General features: G+C 69.3%; 17 protein-coding genes. 7 read left to right on the top strand and 10 right to left on the bottom strand.

The genetic code is table 11. The features are described 5' to 3' along the window. Nucleotides 1–5 precede the first annotated feature (5 nt). A complete protein-coding gene (locus LR394_RS17920) occupies nt 6–608 on the top strand; it encodes an HD domain-containing protein (RefSeq protein WP_231443365.1) in 603 nt (200 codons plus the stop codon). Nucleotides 609–685: 77 nt separating this feature from the next. On the opposite strand, the gene LR394_RS17915 is transcribed toward LR394_RS17920, so the two are convergent. Both LR394_RS17915 and LR394_RS17910 read right to left on the bottom strand, forming a co-directional pair. Then, nucleotides 686–1,717 (bottom strand): TerC family protein, encoded by a 1,032-nt coding sequence (locus LR394_RS17915; RefSeq protein ID WP_231443363.1) that lies wholly within the window; start codon nt 1,715–1,717, stop codon nt 686–688. A 340-nt stretch (nt 1,718–2,057) separates the two neighbouring features. Further along, nucleotides 2,058–2,294 (bottom strand): hypothetical protein, encoded by a 237-nt coding sequence (locus tag LR394_RS17910; protein ID WP_231443361.1) that lies wholly within the window; start codon nt 2,292–2,294, stop codon nt 2,058–2,060. Between the two features lie 186 nt (nt 2,295–2,480). On the opposite strand from LR394_RS17910, the gene LR394_RS17905 reads away from it, so the two are divergent. Beyond that, nucleotides 2,481–2,879, top strand: coding sequence for a DoxX family protein (locus LR394_RS17905; protein WP_231443359.1), 399 nt, complete (start codon nt 2,481–2,483; stop codon nt 2,877–2,879). Here LR394_RS17905 and LR394_RS17900 read toward each other — a convergent pair. Both LR394_RS17900 and mprF read right to left on the bottom strand, forming a co-directional pair. Next, nucleotides 2,866–4,083 carry an alpha/beta fold hydrolase gene (locus LR394_RS17900; protein ID WP_231443357.1) on the bottom strand — a complete coding sequence of 406 codons (1,218 nt, stop codon included), beginning with the start codon at nt 4,081–4,083 and terminating at the stop codon, nt 2,866–2,868. The genes LR394_RS17905 and LR394_RS17900 overlap by 14 nt on opposite strands. 25 nt (nt 4,084–4,108) lie before the next feature. Next, nucleotides 4,109–6,748 (bottom strand): bifunctional lysylphosphatidylglycerol flippase/synthetase MprF, encoded by a 2,640-nt coding sequence (mprF, locus tag LR394_RS17895; RefSeq protein ID WP_231443355.1) that lies wholly within the window; start codon nt 6,746–6,748, stop codon nt 4,109–4,111. A gap of 184 nt (nt 6,749–6,932) precedes the next feature. Here mprF and LR394_RS17890 point away from each other — a divergent pair, with 184 nt between their 5' ends. Together LR394_RS17890 and LR394_RS17885 are read left to right on the top strand one after the other, a co-directional pair. Next, on the top strand, nt 6,933–7,301 hold the full coding sequence (locus LR394_RS17890) for a hypothetical protein (protein WP_231443353.1): 369 nt from the start codon (nt 6,933–6,935) through the stop codon (nt 7,299–7,301). Between the two features lie 101 nt (nt 7,302–7,402). Beyond that, nucleotides 7,403–8,131, top strand: a complete 729-nt coding sequence (locus LR394_RS17885) for a class I SAM-dependent methyltransferase (protein ID WP_231443351.1) — start codon at nt 7,403–7,405, stop codon at nt 8,129–8,131. On the opposite strand, the gene LR394_RS17880 is transcribed toward LR394_RS17885, so the two are convergent. Beyond that, nucleotides 8,128–8,700: a dihydrofolate reductase family protein gene (locus LR394_RS17880; RefSeq protein WP_231443350.1), complete on the bottom strand. Its 573-nt coding sequence runs from the start codon at nt 8,698–8,700 to the stop codon at nt 8,128–8,130. The two genes, LR394_RS17885 and LR394_RS17880, sit on opposite strands and share 4 nt — an antisense overlap. Nucleotides 8,701–8,781: 81 nt before the next feature. On the opposite strand from LR394_RS17880, the gene LR394_RS17875 reads away from it, so the two are divergent. Both LR394_RS17875 and LR394_RS17870 read left to right on the top strand, forming a co-directional pair. Further along, on the top strand, nt 8,782–9,627 hold the full coding sequence (locus LR394_RS17875; RefSeq protein WP_231443347.1) for a class I SAM-dependent methyltransferase: 846 nt from the start codon (nt 8,782–8,784) through the stop codon (nt 9,625–9,627). A 94-nt stretch (nt 9,628–9,721) separates the two neighbouring features. Then, on the top strand, nt 9,722–10,504 hold the full coding sequence (locus LR394_RS17870; RefSeq protein ID WP_231443345.1) for a hypothetical protein: 783 nt from the start codon (nt 9,722–9,724) through the stop codon (nt 10,502–10,504). A 71-nt stretch (nt 10,505–10,575) separates the two neighbouring features. Here LR394_RS17870 and LR394_RS17865 read toward each other — a convergent pair whose 3' ends face one another. The 5 genes from LR394_RS17865 to LR394_RS17845 all read right to left on the bottom strand — a co-directional run bounded on the left by LR394_RS17865 (nt 10,576) and on the right by LR394_RS17845 (nt 14,861). Continuing rightward, nucleotides 10,576–10,884, bottom strand: coding sequence for a DUF7455 domain-containing protein (locus tag LR394_RS17865; protein WP_231443343.1), 309 nt, complete (start codon nt 10,882–10,884; stop codon nt 10,576–10,578). A 274-nt stretch (nt 10,885–11,158) separates the two neighbouring features. Beyond that, nucleotides 11,159–12,331: a GGDEF domain-containing protein gene (locus LR394_RS17860; protein WP_231443341.1), complete on the bottom strand. Its 1,173-nt coding sequence runs from the start codon at nt 12,329–12,331 to the stop codon at nt 11,159–11,161. Nucleotides 12,332–12,387: 56 nt separating this feature from the next. Continuing rightward, complete coding sequence (locus LR394_RS17855; protein ID WP_231443339.1) at nt 12,388–13,146, bottom strand: isocitrate lyase/PEP mutase family protein; 759 nt, start codon at nt 13,144–13,146, stop codon at nt 12,388–12,390. Nucleotides 13,147–13,191: 45 nt separating this feature from the next. Beyond that, on the bottom strand, nt 13,192–14,397 hold the full coding sequence (locus tag LR394_RS17850) for an MFS transporter (RefSeq protein ID WP_231443337.1): 1,206 nt from the start codon (nt 14,395–14,397) through the stop codon (nt 13,192–13,194). Between the two features lie 41 nt (nt 14,398–14,438). Beyond that, nucleotides 14,439–14,861 carry a barstar family protein gene (locus tag LR394_RS17845; RefSeq protein WP_231443335.1) on the bottom strand — a complete coding sequence of 141 codons (423 nt, stop codon included), beginning with the start codon at nt 14,859–14,861 and terminating at the stop codon, nt 14,439–14,441. 19 nt (nt 14,862–14,880) lie between these two features. Between LR394_RS17845 and LR394_RS17840 the strand changes: the two genes are divergently transcribed. Then, the gene (locus LR394_RS17840) at nt 14,881–15,342 is read left to right on the top strand and encodes a hypothetical protein (protein ID WP_231443333.1); all 462 of its coding nucleotides are present in this window, start codon (nt 14,881–14,883) and stop codon (nt 15,340–15,342) included. The last annotated feature ends 3 nt before the right edge of the window (nt 15,343–15,345 follow it).

Below are 15,345 nucleotides of genomic sequence, written 5' to 3'. Positions count from 1 at the left end.
CCGCTGTGCATCTAGCTGATCTCACGCCGCCCGCCACCGGCGCGGCCGCGGCCGCCCATGAACTGGCCGCCGCCTACCTCTCGCCCACGCTGCTGAACCATTCAGTGCGTTCCTGGCTCTGGGCGGAGGCTTTCGCCATCGCGGAGGACCGCACCGGCATCGATCACGAGCTGCTCTACGTGTCGGCGCTGCTGCACGACATGGGTCTGGCCCCGGCCTACGACAACGTGGCGTTGTCCTACGAGGAGGCGGGTGGGCACGTCGCGGTCGCGCTCACGGCCGGGGCGGGCTGGGCGGCGCCGAGGCGGCAGCGGGCTTTGGACGTCATCATCCGGCACAACTGGCCTTCAGTAGACCCGGCAATGGACGTGGAGGGTTACCTTCTCGAGATTGCCACCGGTCTGGACATTTCCGGCTCCCGGGCCGACGTCCTGCCCTCGGACTTCGTTGCCGAGGTACTCGCGGCCCATCCCCGCCTGGCCCTGGCCGACGAGTTCACCACCTGCGTCGCCGACCAGGCCACCCGCAAGCCCAGCACCTCCGCCCACCGCCTGATCAGCAACGGCCTGGCCGCCAAACTCAGCCACCACCCGCACGAGCGCCCCTGATCGCGCACGCCACAAGCCACATCGGGAAGACAAAGCCACCTCATAGCGTGCTTTGTCTTCCCGATCAGGCCAAAGCCTCAGCGGCGGCGGGGAGCCACGCCGCCAGGATCCGAGGAGGCCGAGTCGTGCTCGTCCGCAACCGGGCTCGACTCCTCGGTGCCGGTGACCGCGTCGGTGCGCACATCGTCCGCAAGCTGGTTTCGGGTACTGCGCAGGCTCCAGACGATCGAGACGGTGATCACCACCACGATCACGCCCAGGGTCAGCGGGATCGGCAGCTTGCCCACCGGGGTCTCGGACAGGATCAGCTTCACCCCGGCGAAGGCCAGCAGCACCGCCAGGCCGTAGTGCAGGTGCACGAACCGGCGCAGCAGCCCGGCCAGGCAGAAGTACAGGCTGCGCAGGCCCAGGATGGCGAACGCGTTGGCCGTCCAGACGATGAAGGTGCTGGTGGTGATGGCCAGGATCGCCGCCACCGAGTCGATCGCGAAGATGATGTCGGTGGCCTCGATCGCGATCAGCACCACGAACAGCAGGGTGGCCACCCGCCTGCCGTCGATCTTGGTGAAGAACGCGGCGCCGTGGTAGTTCGGGTCGGTCGGCACCACCCTGCGCACCAGCCGGACCACCGGGTTCTTCTCCGGCGAGGTCGTCCCGCCGTGACTGAACGCCATCTTGTAGCCGGTGTAGATCAGGAACGCACCGAAGACGTAGGCGGTCCAGAAGAAGGTCTCGAGCAGGCCGGCCCCGACGAAGATGAAGGCGAAGCGCAGCACCAGCGCGCTGAGCACGCCCCAGAAGAGCACCTTGTGCTGGAACGCGTCCGGCACGGCGAAATGGGTGAAGATCAGCGCGAAGACGAACACGTTGTCGATCGAGAGTGCCTTCTCGATCAGGTAGCCGGCGAAGTACTCCCCGGCGATGTCGCCGCCTTGCCAGAACCACAGCAGCACGCCGAACAGCAGACCGGCGGCCACCCAGACGGCCGACCAGGTGGCTGCTTCACGGAAGCCGATGACGTGGTTGTCGCGATGCAGGAAGAGGTCCACGGCCAGCATGGCGCCGACCGCGACCATGACTGCTACCCAGGCCCAGACTGAGACGTCCAAGAACGCACCCTTCGTCCAGCCGCCTCCGTCACACAGGGCGGCTCAGCTGGACGAAAGTCTCCCCGGACCACGCGGGACGTGGCTGCGCCGCCGGGGCCCGGATGACCAGGCCCGTAATGACGACGACGCGATTGCTCGGGTACTCCCCTTCGAACTGCGACCAGGATTCATGAAACATCGTTCGGTCGCAAGGGGAGAGCAGGAAGTCACTCCCTGCCACTTCCGGGCTTCGTCGGACGCCTGGCCTTGATCCGGCGGCGCGCAACGGCAGCGGTCCGCCAGTGCGTGCGAACCGCCGCCGCGGCTCAGGCGCTCCGGCCCGGCCCGGTGGTGACCGGACTCAGAGCTTGGTCAGCTTCAGGTGGGACACGACCCGGGTGGAGCCTTCGGCGTCGGCCTTGAAGGAGCACAGCACCTCGTGGTCGTCGACGATGCTCACCACCTTCCCGAGGCCGTAGCGGTCGTGGGTGATCCGGTCACCGTCGGCGAGGTGCTCCGAGGCGGTCGGGACCCGGGTGGGCGGGGCGAAAGGACTGCCGGCCAAGACACGTCGTGCTGGCTTAGGGCGAGAGTTCACGCTTTCAGTATGCGTCCGCGCGGAGGCCGCGCTGACCAGAACGGCCGTTCGCGTCCGGAACATCACCCGAAGATCACCAGATCGGCGCTGGTCAGCCGGTTGCGCCGAGCGGATCACGACTGTGCGTTTGCACCCCGTGGCCGCCCCTGATGCACTCACCGTCGAAGCTGCGAACGAGGAGGATCCGTGGGTGGAGCAGGTAAGGCAGTGGCACAGGTGGCTCTGGGCGGAGCGCTGGCGTTCGCCGGAGTCGCGCACCTGACGTCCGCCCGCGAGGAGTTCCAGGCCCAGGTGCCGTCCTGGTTCCCGGCCGACCCGGATGCCGTCGTGCTGGCGTCCGGGGTGGTCGAGATCGGTCTGGGCGCGGCGTTGCTGGCCACCTGGCGGCAGCCGCACCGTTCCCGGCTGGGCAAGATCGCCGCGTTGTTCTTCCTGGCCGTCTTCCCGGGGAACATCGCCCAGTTCGCCGAGGGCCGCGACGCGTTCGGCCTGGACACCGACACCAAGCGGGCTGTCCGCCTGCTCTTCCAGCCGCTGCTCATGCTCTGGGCGCTGAAGGCCACCAACAAGCCTAAAGACGAGTGACCGCATTGAGCACCGGCCCGAGCCGGTGCGAGGTTCCCCGCCGGGGCAGCGCAGCGAACCGGAAGGCCTCCATCGGCAGATGCTGGGCCGCGCCGATGGTCAGGGCCCGGGCAACACCCACCGCCGCCAGCTGATGCGTGTCCAGCGCGCTGTGACCCACCTTGGGCAGCCGCACCAGCACCGCCTCCGGGGCCAGGGCCACTGCTCGTTCGGCGACCGGCCTCGGCGTGCGCAGATCACGCTGCCCGGAGACCACCGCCAGCGGACGCTTGAACTCGGCCAGGCGTGCGGGCAGGTCGAGCGGCTGCCCGCGGTAGCTGGGCTGCCGGTCGGCGACTGCGGCGAAGTGCAGCTGCGGATCCAGCGGCTGACCGTCCGGCGGCAGGCCGAAACCCAGCTCACCGTAAGCGATCCCGGCCACCAGATCCGGTTCCGTCACGAAGCGCAGGCCGGGGCCTTCGAGGTAGTGCTTGCCCAGTCGGCTGATCTGGTGCCAGATCGGCAGCAGACGGTCCAGCCGGCGGGCCCGCAGCAGCCGTAACAGCGTGCGGGCCCCGGCGAACTCGTAGACCACCTCCACCACGTGGCTGATCTCCGCCATCGGCACCCCGAGGTCGGCCAGGTCGTGCACGGCCGAGGCCACCGCCACCAGGCCCGGATCCTCGCCGTGCCACAGCAGACTTCGCCGGTGCGCGCGCACCATGGCCAGATCTTCCTCCACCGACAGCAGCGGCGAGTCGAGCGCCATCGCCGCCACCAGTTCCGGGTGCCGGGCGGCGAAGACCTGGGCCAGGCAGCTTCCGTACGAGCTCCCGTAGACCACCACCTGCGAAACCCCACAATGACGGACGACGGCGGCGAGGTCGTCGGCGGCGCTCACCAGAGTGATCGCCGGCACGGGTAGATCCCGGCCGTAACGGTCGTGGCGGGACAGACCCACCCCGCGATGCTCCACCATGATCGAGTCCAGACCGCGCCGGGCGGCCGCCGCCCGCAGACCGGCGTACGGCAGAACCGATCCCATGCCGGGCCCGCCCGGGATGAACAGCACCGGCAGATCACTACGCCGGCCGGTGCGCACCGCGACCAGCGGGAAAGTCGTGCTCTCCCCCGGAAACACCGGGCGCTGGACCACGAAACCGTCACGCCGGAAATGCCACTGAGCCAACCCCGCCGCAACCGTGTCGACACCGGCCGGGCTCACCGCCGACGTCCACAGTTCCTCGAAGTCACCCCGGACGCCCGCTGCCGGCCTTCTCCGGAGCCTCGCTGCGCTGCGCCGGAACGCTTTCCAGCGCCTGCTTGCGCTTGGCCGGCGACGCTATCCCCGCCGGGATCCGGTGCAGGTGCGGCACCATCCCGCGCAGGCCTCCGGCCACCAGAATCGCCACGTCCAGCATCATCACCGGCAGCGCGGGCCCACCGAACGAGGCCACGTAACGGGTCTCCCACTCCGGCGAGAAACGTTCCTTGAACTGGCGCAGGCCCTGGAAGTTGTAGAAGTGCTCGCCGTGGGTCCACAGCAGGTTGCCCACCCGCTCCCAGAACGAGCCCGTGCCATCGGTGTTCAGGCCGTACAGCGGTGCCATCCCGATGTTGAACGTGTGGTACCCGTGCTCCTTCGACCACAGCATCGACTCCACGAACAGATGGGTCATCACCGTCCGCGGCGCCTCCAGCCGCCGGCGCATCAGGTCCACCTTCACCTCGTGCCGGGCACCACTGGCCCACAACGACGCGAAGGCGACCACCTCGTTCTCGATCCGGGCCACCGCCACCGGGAACCGGGCCACGTACTCCTCCTCGAACGCACCCAGTGAGAAGGACTTCTCGGTGGTGTTGTGCTTGCTCAGCCAGACGTCCGAGACCTCCCGCAGCTGCGGCATCACCGCCCGCAGGGCCTCGCCCTCCAGCACCTCGATCGTGACCCCGGCCTTGGTGCTGGCCCGGCACTCGCTGCGCAGCTTGGACCGCTTCGAGCCCTCCATGGTGAAGTTGCCGAGCGGAATCATCGCCTCCTCACCCAGTTTCACCAGCGAGAGCCCGTGCTCCTGGTAAAGGGTGGCCAGATCGTCGCGCACGCAGTAGAACACCGGGCGGCCGGCGCGGCTGTGGCACAGGTCCAGGAACTTCCAGATCAGCTCGTCGAACTCCGACTCCTCGCCGACCGGGTCGCCCATCACCACCCAGCTGCGGTTCTCCACCCGGAACATCAGCAAGGCGTTGCCCTCGTTCGAGAACAGCACCCGCTTGTCGCCGGTCCACAGCAGACTCGCGTTCCCGTGGCTGGCCCGGGCCATCACCGGCACCGCCCGGATCAGGTCCTCCTCCGACGCCACCGGCGGCCCGATCTGTGCTCTGGTCAGCCGGAGTCCGGTGACGATCAGGGCCAGGAGGACCAACGCCAGCACCGCCCGGGCCAGGCCGGAACCTTCACCGGTCACCGTGGCCGGCACCGAGCGGTCGCCGTTGGCGTCGGCCAGCCGGGCGTTGTGCCACCAGACCAGCGCCACGGCGATCCCGGTCACCGTCAGCGGCCAGGCCCAGCCCCGCGGATCGTTGAAGATCGATGTGCTGCGCCGGAAAGCGGGGCGGGCCACCAGCAGCAGCACGGCGAAGGCCACCGCGAAGAAGGACAGCATGGTGGCGTGCGTGGCCGCGAACAGCAGCAGGGCCACCAAGGTGAGCTGCCACGCCCCGCGCAGCCGCCGGTGCAGACCGCGAGCCAGCACCAGCACGCCCACCCCGGCCAGGCTGGTGGTGAAGGCGCTGATGATCGTGCGCGGCCCGCCCGGCAGCTGCCCGGTGATGATCATCAGCGCTCCGAGCACCACCAGCAGCACGGCGAAGAGCGAGGGTGTGAGGATGTCGGCCACCCGCACCAGCGCCCCGGTCCGCTCCGGCGAGCGCCGGGCCTCGAGCACGGCCAGCACCACGGCCGCCACCCCGAGCGGCAGCAGGTAGTAGATCAGGCGGTAGGCCACCAGCGCGGTGACCAGGCCGGTCGCGGAGGTGCTGTCGTGCAGGGCGACCACCAGCACGGCCTCGACCACGCCGAGCCCGCCGGGCACGTTGCTGAGCAGGCCCAGGGTGGTGGCGATGACGAACAGCACCGCGAACGGCAGGAAGCCCAGGCCGTGCCCGTCCGGCAGCAGCACGTAGAGCACCCAGGCCATGGTCAGCCACTCGATCACCGACACCACGATCTGAGTGCTCGCCATCGTGCGGGTGGGCCGGTCGATCCGCCAGCTCTTCACCATCACCGGCTGCCGGCCGCTGCCGCACCAGGCCAGGTAGGCCACCACCCCGGCCAGCAGCACGGCCGCCAGCAGCAGCCCCACCGCATGCCCGAACGGCAGCCAGGCCAGCACCCCGGAAGGAGCCCAGGCCAGGCCCGCAGCGATCAGCACCGAACTACCCAGGCTCAGCGTGACCAGGTTGAACACGGTGACCCGGGTGATCGCGAACGCCGGCAGCCCCCAGGCCGAGTACATCCGGGCCCGCAGGGCAGCACCGACCACCGCCGACGCGCCCAGCGTGTTGCCGAACGCCGTGGCCACGAAAGACGCGGCGGCGTAACGCCGGGGCGGCATCTCGTGCTCCACGTACGACAAGGCCATCGCGTCGTAGACCACCATCGTGGCGTACGACAGCGTGGTGGCCAGCACGGCCAGCGCCAGCGCGCCCACCCCGATCGAGGCCAGATCCTCAGTCAGCCGGTGCCAGGGATACCCGGACAGCCGCTGCTGAAGCACGGTGACCGCGGCCACCATCGCACCCAGGATCGCCAACTGAGCAATCCACCGGCCACGGGGCCGGGGACGGCGCTCCACGTGGTCGGTCACCGGAGAATCACTCTTCTCTGTCATCGCTCGGTGTCATCGACGACCCTCCGGAACCGCTTGATACGGCGTCCGGGGAGCCTGCCGCGGTTCACCCGGCTGTCTGTGACGTCCGCACCACCAAACCCCTGCACAGAAATACCCTCAAGTAGGACACTTCATCCCATGCCGGTTCCCTGAGCCCCTGGCGGCCGCGACAGTGAGGATCGAAGTGAGCTATCAGAACTCCTGGCAACAACAGCAGCAGCCGGCCCACAGCCGTCCGCACCAGCGGCGCCCGCGAGATCCCCTGACCTTCTGGAAGACCGTGTTCGCCGTCGCGCTGGGCATGATGCTGGGCACGCTGGTGATGTGGGGGCTGGTGCTCGCACTGTTCGCGTTCGGGCTGCCGGCGGTCTTCGGGGACCGGTTCGAGGACAACAGCCTGACCGGCGAGTCCAGCTCCTCGGACCTGTCGAACCTCCCGATCACCGAGGACACCGGTCCCCCGGTGGACGAGTCCACCGACTGCTACGAACGCTGGCTGGACTCGGACTCACTGCGGTACGACGAGTTCGAGAAGGAGAACTGCACTGATTGAGGACGGGGTCCTCGCCGCATGCGGTGACCACCCCGTCCTCAATCTGACAGTTGGTGAAAAAGCAGGTGCTTCCGGCCGATCCGCCGATGAACCATGAACGGATGACAAGTTTCGCGCGATTGGTGGGTGAGGCCGAGGCAGCGCACCGGGACGGCTGGGACTTCGGCTGGCTGGACGGCCGGGCCGAGGGCGGCGATCCTTCGTGGTCGTACCCCCAGATCGCCCGGGCGCTGATCCCCGGGGCCGGTTCGCTGCTGGACATCGACACCGGGGGCGGCGAACTGCTGTCCGCGCTGGCCCCGCTGCCGCCGGTGGTCTACGCGACCGAGAGCTGGGCTCCGAACCTTCCGCTGGCCCGGGAACGGCTCGGGGTGGAGGTGTTCGCGACGCAGGCGCGCACCGTCCCGTTACCCGATGCCTCGATCGACCTGGTGCTGAATCGTCATGGCCGGCTGGAGGCTTTGGAGGTCGCCCGCCTGCTGAGCCCAGGCGGGAACCTGGTGACTCAGCAGGTGGGCAGCGAGGACTGCACGGAACTGAACCGGCTGCTCGGAGCGCCCCCTGCGCACCCTCCGGGCTCATGGACGCTCGAGCTCGCCGTGGCTCAGCTGGAAACCGCCGGCCTGCAGGTAAGTGATGCCCGGGAAGAGTTCCCGGAGATCGTCTTTCACGACATCGGCGCGGTGGTGTTCCAGCTGCAGAAGGTGGCCTGGCAGATCCCGGACTTCAGCCCGGCCACCTACGCCCCGGCATTGCGCGAGCTGCACCGGCGCGGCGAGCCGATCGTGGTGCGGTCCCACCGCTTCCTGATCGTGGCCACCAGGCCCTAACGCACCACGTCGAACACGTTCTTCTGCACGCCGTTGCGGTAGGCCGCGTGCTCCACCAGCTTCAGCTTCTGGGCGTCCTTGTCGCTCTGGCTGAACAGCCGCTTGCCCGCGCCCAGCAGCAGCGGGAACACCAGCAGGTGGTAGCGGTCGATCAGGCCGGCGTCGGACAGCGCCTGGTTGAGGGTGGCGCTCCCCTGCAGAATGATCGGCCCGCCCTCGGTCTGCTTCAGCGCGGCCACCTCCTCGAGCGAGCGCAGGATGCTGGTCGGGCCCCAGCCCGCCACCAGGTCCGCTTCGCCGAGGGTGGTGGAGACCACGTGCTTGGGCATCCGGTTGTACTCGGCGAAGTCGTCCATCGTCGGCCAGACAGGGCTGAACGCCTGGTAGCTCACCCGGCCCAGCAGCATCGCCGCGGCCTCGGTCTGCTCCTGTCCCTTGATCTCGTACGCCTCGGGGACGAATTCGATGTCTTTGAACGTCCAGCCGGCATTGCGGTAGCCGGCCTCCCCACCCGGGGCTTCCATCACGCCGTCCAGCGAGACGAAAGCAGTACTGATCAGAGTGCGCATGCGGACATCCTCAGCGGCTCGTAGCGACAATCCGGCCACGACGCTACCGGGCCCCGGGACGGTTCTCGCATAATCAGGTTCGTGAATCCGGAACGTGGCGTGCTCCAGGCCCTGCAGGCGATGACCGAAGGCGATACCGAATCCGCTCGCGAGCTGGCCGCCGCCGCACCCGGCCTCCTCGGGCCGGCCCTGGCCAAGTTCCTCGGAAACGGTTCTGCCGAGGGCGTCTACGCCACTCCAGAGGGGTTCGAGGCGTTCATCGAGGGCGGCGGCAACATTCCGCTGTACCAGGCCACCAGCGCCGCCCTGGCCGAACTGTACGACGAGCACCGGCCTGCCTCACTGCTCGACATCGGCTGCGGCAACGGCCGGGCCCTGCTTCCCGCGCTTCGGTCCGCCGAGCACGCCCCGCCGCAGATCGACCTGCTCGAGCCGTCCGAGGCGCTGCTCGCCGGTGTCCAGCAGGCGGTCGCCGCCCGTCGCGTCTGGCCGTGCTCGCTGCAGACCATGCTCGAGGCCGTCGAGCCGGAAACCCACTGGGATCTGGCGCAGTCCACCTTCGCTCTGCACAACCTTCCGCACCAGGAGCGCACCCAGGCCCTGACCAGACTGCGCCCGCACGTGGGCCGGCTGGCCGTCGTGGAGTTCGACGTGCCTGCGCTCGCCCCGGCCGAGAACCTGGCGTTCCTGGCCGAGACGTACGAACGGGGCCTGGCCGAGTACGACACCGATCGCGACCTGGTGGCCCAGGGTTTCCTGATGCCGGTGCTGGTGGGTCAGTTGCGCCCGGGAGCGCCGCGGGTCACCTTCGAGCAGACCAAAGGACGCTGGCAGGCGCAGCTTCTCGAGGCGGGTTTCGGTGAGATCGAATTCCGGCCGCTGTACCCGTACTGGTCGTCCCCGGCCTTCCTGGTCACCGCCCGCTAGAACGTCGCAAAAGCCCACATAAGGCGCACCGGAACACTTAAGCTCCTGCGGTGGGGCGGGTCCGTCCCGTCCTGTCTGCGCGAACGGATTCGCCATGCCCGGGGGCCGCTTTCCCACTCGTGGCCTCGGGCTGCTCACCGCCGTCCTGTGCGTCGCCGCGCTGCTGAGCGGTTGCGAACTGGAAAGCCGCAACGTCGTCCAGCCGCTGCCCCAGGACACCAGTGGGCCGATCCAGAAGGCCAAGCCCTACACCGGGATGTCGCCGGCCCAGATCTACGCCCTGCTCGCCGAGACCACCCAGGACGCCCTCTCGGTCCAGGTGAAGGCCACCCAGGTCGAGGACGACATCGAGGTCAAGATCAATCTGCAGGTGAGCCGGGCCGGCCGGGCCCGGGGCACGATCACCCTGCCGGAGGGCACCATGCAGGTGCGTTTCGTCGGTGGCGAGTTCTACTTCCTGCCCGACCGGCAACTGCTGGACGACATCGCCTACGGCGACCGGGTCTGGGCCGAGCGGATGACCGGGCTGTGGATCCGGATCCCCGAGAGCACCGACACCCGGTTCTTCTTCGACCTCACCGACATGGACATCCTGCTCGACAACCTTCTCGACCTGGAACGCCCGCAGCGCGGCCTGAAGCGGGTCAAGGGCAAGGAGATGGGCGGACGCAAGACCGTCGGGCTGCGCACCGCCCGTGGCACCGGAACCATCTACGTGGACGCGGACGGCTCGGGCCGGCTGATCGGGGTACGCGAGCGCGGCTACCACGCCGTCTTCACCCACTGGAACAAGAAGGTGCCAGTCAAGGCGCCGACTGAGCTGATGCCGGAGCAGGAGATGGACTGGGGTCAGCCTGGGCCCGGGATCAAGGCCTGAGGTAGTCCGGGCAAACGACAGCGCTGCGGCTCCCCGTCCGTGACCGGGAACCGCAGCGCTGGACGATCAGATCAGGCCGAGGCCCCCGGCTTGGTGTTCTGCTGCAGCACCGCGGAGTCGTCGCGGATCACCGCGCCCTGCTGGACCAGCGTGGCCTCCAGGTTGTGACCGTGGTGGGCGCAGAACAGCAGGGTGTTGCCGCTGGGCAGCAGGGCCGTGACGTAGGCCTGGGCGCCGCAGGCCACCCGGGGGTTCGCGGTTCCGGAACCCTCGCGGATGGTCGTGGTCGTCGCATCGCAGCGGTCGGCCGCCGTCAGGGCCGGGATGGAGTCGAACGCAGACGTCGAAGGGGTCAGCATCTCGGGAGCGATGGCGGTCACGCGGGGGTACCTCATTTCCTTCGGGTGATCGTTTCTACCAGGTCTGGAAGGACCGGGTGTGACGAGCACCGTGACGGCAAGAGCGGGGTCAGCACCGAACGTCACCCTCGATCGGCCGGAGAACTGACTCCTGAAGCGACCATGCCCCGGTTGGGGGCCGTTATGCACGCCAGAGTGGCCGACCTCACCCGTTGGGACGGATCCGGACAGGTGGCGCAGACCACAGCCTGCGCCGATCAGGTGTGAGCGGCGTCATCGGCAACGGACGTCCGGCTCAGATGTGGTGCTCGGGTGCCGGTTCCTCCCGGGGCCGCTCCTGCTCCGGCAGCTCACCGTCGCGCAGCACCCACTGCCCCTTGCCCGCCCGCTTGGCCGAGTACATCGCCGAGTCGGCCCGGCGCAGCAGGTCGTCGGCGGTCAGCGACTCGTCGGCCCGGGCGATCCCGATGCTCATGCTCACCTTCACCGTCACCTCGCACTCCTCGAGGTGGAACGGCTGGTGCATGGCCGCCACGATCCGGTCGGCCACGTGCTGGATGCCGTGCAGGTCGGTGTGCTCCTTCAGCAGCACGGCGAACTCGTCCCCACCCAGACGGGCCGGCAGATCGGCGCCGCTCAGGCAGCCGGCCAGGCGGTCGGCCACCGAGATCAGCAGCTGGTCGCCGGCGTGGTGACCGTAGGTGTCGTTCACCGGCTTGAAGTCGTCCAGGTCGAGCATCAGCACCGCGAAGGTGTGGCCCTCGTGCAGCTGCTCCATCACCGCGCTGCCGAAGCAGGAGCGGTTGGGCAGGCCGGTCAGCGCGTCGTGGGTGGCCTGGTGGTGCAGCTCTTCCTCACGGCCCCGCAACTGGTCGACGGTGTCCTGCAGCTGGTCGCTGAGCTGCTCGTTGAACCGCCAGAAGGCCAGGATGGCGAACACCTCCACGGCGATCGCGGCCACGTGCACCAGCACCATCACGATCAGCATGTCCATCGGGATGTGGTGGCCCGAGGGCATCGCGCCCATCGTCACGCTGAACACCCGCTCGGGAGCGATCAGGCCGAAGACGAAGTGGTGCACCCCGACCGCCGCGATCGTGCCCAGCAGCGGCAGCCAGCGCTGGTACAGGGCCACCAGAGCCACCGCGGAAAGGATGAACAGGTGCGCGTGGATCTGCCCGCCGGACAGCTCCACCCCGGCGAAGGAGGCCAGGATCAGGGCGAAGCTGGTGATCTCGGCCTTGATGTCGCGGGAGGTGGCGAGCCGGGCCGAGGCCCCGATCCCGGCCACCAGCGCGCTCAGGATCAGGGTCTCGGCCGCCGGCATCGGCCCGAGCAGGCCGGTGACCAGCAGCACGGGAACGCTCAGCCACAGCGCGATCCGGATGATCCGGTGCCGTGCCTGCCACGATTCGTCCGAAACCGGCGAGCCTTTCGGCATCCAGCGGGTCCAGCCGCGCATTCCCATGCCCAGAAGTTCGTCACTTCAGAGAATGCGCTGTAGTGACGAGGAGGAAAAGCCGCTCAGCCCTTCCAGGGCCCGAGCAGGCCGGTGATCGCCTCGGTGAGGGCGGCCTGCAGCAGCGGGCCGTTGGTCACCCGGCCGACGCCGAGCCGGGCGAACCGGGCCAGGTCGTGCCGGACCGGGTGGGCGGTGGAGTTGACCGGCACCGGCACGGCCTTGACCACGGCGGTGAGCAACTCGTCGTTGTCCTGGATCTTGACCGGGTACACGCTGCTGGCCCCGGCCTGGACCAGCGCCTGCATCCGCTCGATCGCCTCCTCCAGCACCGCCGCCGGATCCTGGGCGCGGGCGAAAAGGTCGGTGCGGCCGTTGATCCACACCGGGACGCCGGCCGATTCGGCGGCCTCGCGCAGACCGGCGATGTAGTCGGCGTGCTCCTGGGTGGTCCGCAGCCGCCCGCCTTCGGAGTGCACGGTGTCCTCGACGTTCAGGCCCACTCCCCCGGCCTCGAGCAACCCCGCGATCAGCTCGGCCGGGCTCTGGCCGTAGCCGGACTCCAGGTCGATCGACACCGGCACCTCGACCGAGGCCACGATCGTCCGGGTGGCCGCCACCACCTCGGCGAAGCTCTGGCCCTCCTGGTCGGCCGCGCCCCGCGAGTCCGCCAGGGGGTGGCTGCCGATGGTCAGCGCCTCGAAGCCGGCCGCCACCGCGGTCCGGGCCGACCAGGCGTCCCAGACCGTGGGCAGTACCAGGGGGCGGCGGGTGGCGTGCAGTTCACCGAGCTTCTGGGCGCGGGCGGTCAGTGATGCGCTCATCCGTTACGGTCCTCCGATTCAAAAAGGTGCCGACACCGACGCAACCTAGCCCTCGGCGTCCTCTGCTGAAAGGACCGACGCTGGCACGTCGGCCGCAGGGCGCAAGCGCACATCCGGCCGGGTCCCCGCACCGGCGAAGGCCACCGCCCCGAGCAGGGCGGTCAGAGCGCACAGGGCCAGAGCCGTCCGGTAGCTGAACGCCTCCAGCCAGAACCCGGCCAGGAGCCCGGCGATCACCACCCCCGCTGTGGTGGCATTGGAGAACAGCGTGGTGGCACGTCCGGTCGCGGGGGCCATCCACTCCTGGAAGTAGACGATCCCGGCCGCCCCGACCACCGCGATCGCCGCACCCCGGGCCACCTGCGCCAGCAGCAGCCCGGTCAGGTCGCGAGAGACCATGGTGATCGCGAAATAGCCCACCATGAGCAGCATCCCGCCGGGCACCAGCCACTTCCAGGTGGGCAGGAACGCCAGTGCCAGCGCCACCACCACCTCCACCGCGGCGCAGGCGCTGAACAGCGGGCCCAGCGATGCGGCCGGCAGATCCAGCTCCCGGGTGACGTAGAAGGGCAGCACCAGCGACCCGGCCAGCATCGAGGTGAAGAACAGCATCACCCCGAGCACCAGCAACGCCGTGGTGCCCCACGACAGGGGCGCCCGCTTCGACTGTTCACCGGTCACGGCACCGGCCGCGAACCGCCGCACCGGCACGAACAACAGCAGCAGCGCGGTGACCAGCAGCGTTCCCGCGGTCGCCCAGAACACCCCGACGAAGCCGGATCGGGTCATCACCAAGGCACCCACCAACGGTCCCAGCGCCCAGGCCAGCGACCACCCCGAACGCAGCACCGGGGCCGCCCGGCGAGCCTGCGGTGTCTTTCCCAGCGAGACCTGGGCCAGCGCGAACAGCTGCGGAAAGGCCACCGCCACCACACCGAGCAGACTGAGCGAGAGCAGCAGGAGCACCTCGAAACTTCGGCTGACGGTCAGCAGCGCATAGCCCAGCGCCCCACCCACACAGGCGAACACGGCATAGATCCGGCGGGGCGCCCGGTCGAAGCGACGCCCCAGCCAGGCACTGATCACGATGCCGCTCAAACCGCTCGCCGAGGCCAGCGCCCCTACCCGGAGCGGATCCAGACCGGCCTCGTCCGCCGCGAACAGCGCCAGGTACGGACTGGACAGCGAATCAGCGATCCCCAGCATCAGCACCGCGCCGAGGAACACCCCGAAGGTTCTTCTCTCCCCCATCCGCACAGCCAAGGCGATCCGGACGGGCGGAGGCAAACCGTTTACTGTCCGTCCTGGTCCTCCAGGCGCACCTGCACCTGGCTCTCGGCCAGCCAGCGCAGCACGGCCTCGAAGCCGGGCAGGGCGGCCCGAACCACCCCGGCGTGGGGCCAGACCAGTTCGAAGGGTGCCAGCGCACCGAAACCGCCGAGCGTGCAGTCGTTCAGGGCATCGCCGTTGTGCCCGAAGTAGCCGCCCGGGCCGTTGACCGCCTCACCCAGATCGCAGTAGAAGCCCTCGATGTCGGTGATGTGGGCACCGTCGAGGCGAAACGTCGCGCCGGGCGGCCGGTCCGGGCCGGTGGTGAGGTGCTGGTGTTGCAGCGCGGCGGCCAGCCATCGGCGCCGCTGTGTGCTGTCGTAGGGCGTCCACAGGCCGCGCTGTTGCGGGATGCCCTGCTGCCACACGTCCTGCTGGTTTCCCACCCGGCTACGGTATAGCCCCATGAGCCAACTTGAAGACGTCGGTGAGCAGGACGGCTGGCGCTGCTGGGTCTGTGACGAACCGGTCGATCCCGATGCCTCGGTGAACGACGACCGGGGTCCCAGCGTGGATGCCCGCACCAACAAGCCGCGGGCCAAGGTCGGCCGGGACTTCGCCGGGGCCGAGCGGCTGGCGCACCGGGCCTGCAACACCAAGAAGGGTGCCGTCACGCCGGTGATTCCGTGGCTGGACGGCCCGATGATCGCCGACCCGGCGCCGCTGCTGGCGGTGGCAGAACGCCTGCACCGCAAGGGAGGCCGGGAAGTGGTGGCCCGCTGCCCCGACAAGAAGGACGCGTCGGTGACCGCTCAGTGGCTCCAGGACCGGTTCTCCCGGCTGGCTCCGGAACTGCCGGTCTCCGCGGCGGTGGACACCGGCGGTGGGCAGTTCGTCGTCTCACTGAGTGTGGCGCGGCGCCGTTGAAAG

The organism is Kineosporia babensis (assembly GCF_021129305.1).
Classification (GTDB): Bacteria; Actinomycetota; Actinomycetes; order Actinomycetales; family Kineosporiaceae; genus Kineosporia; species Kineosporia babensis.
Note: the sequence above shows the minus strand (reverse complement) of the source record. Positions and strands in the feature narration are given on the sequence as shown.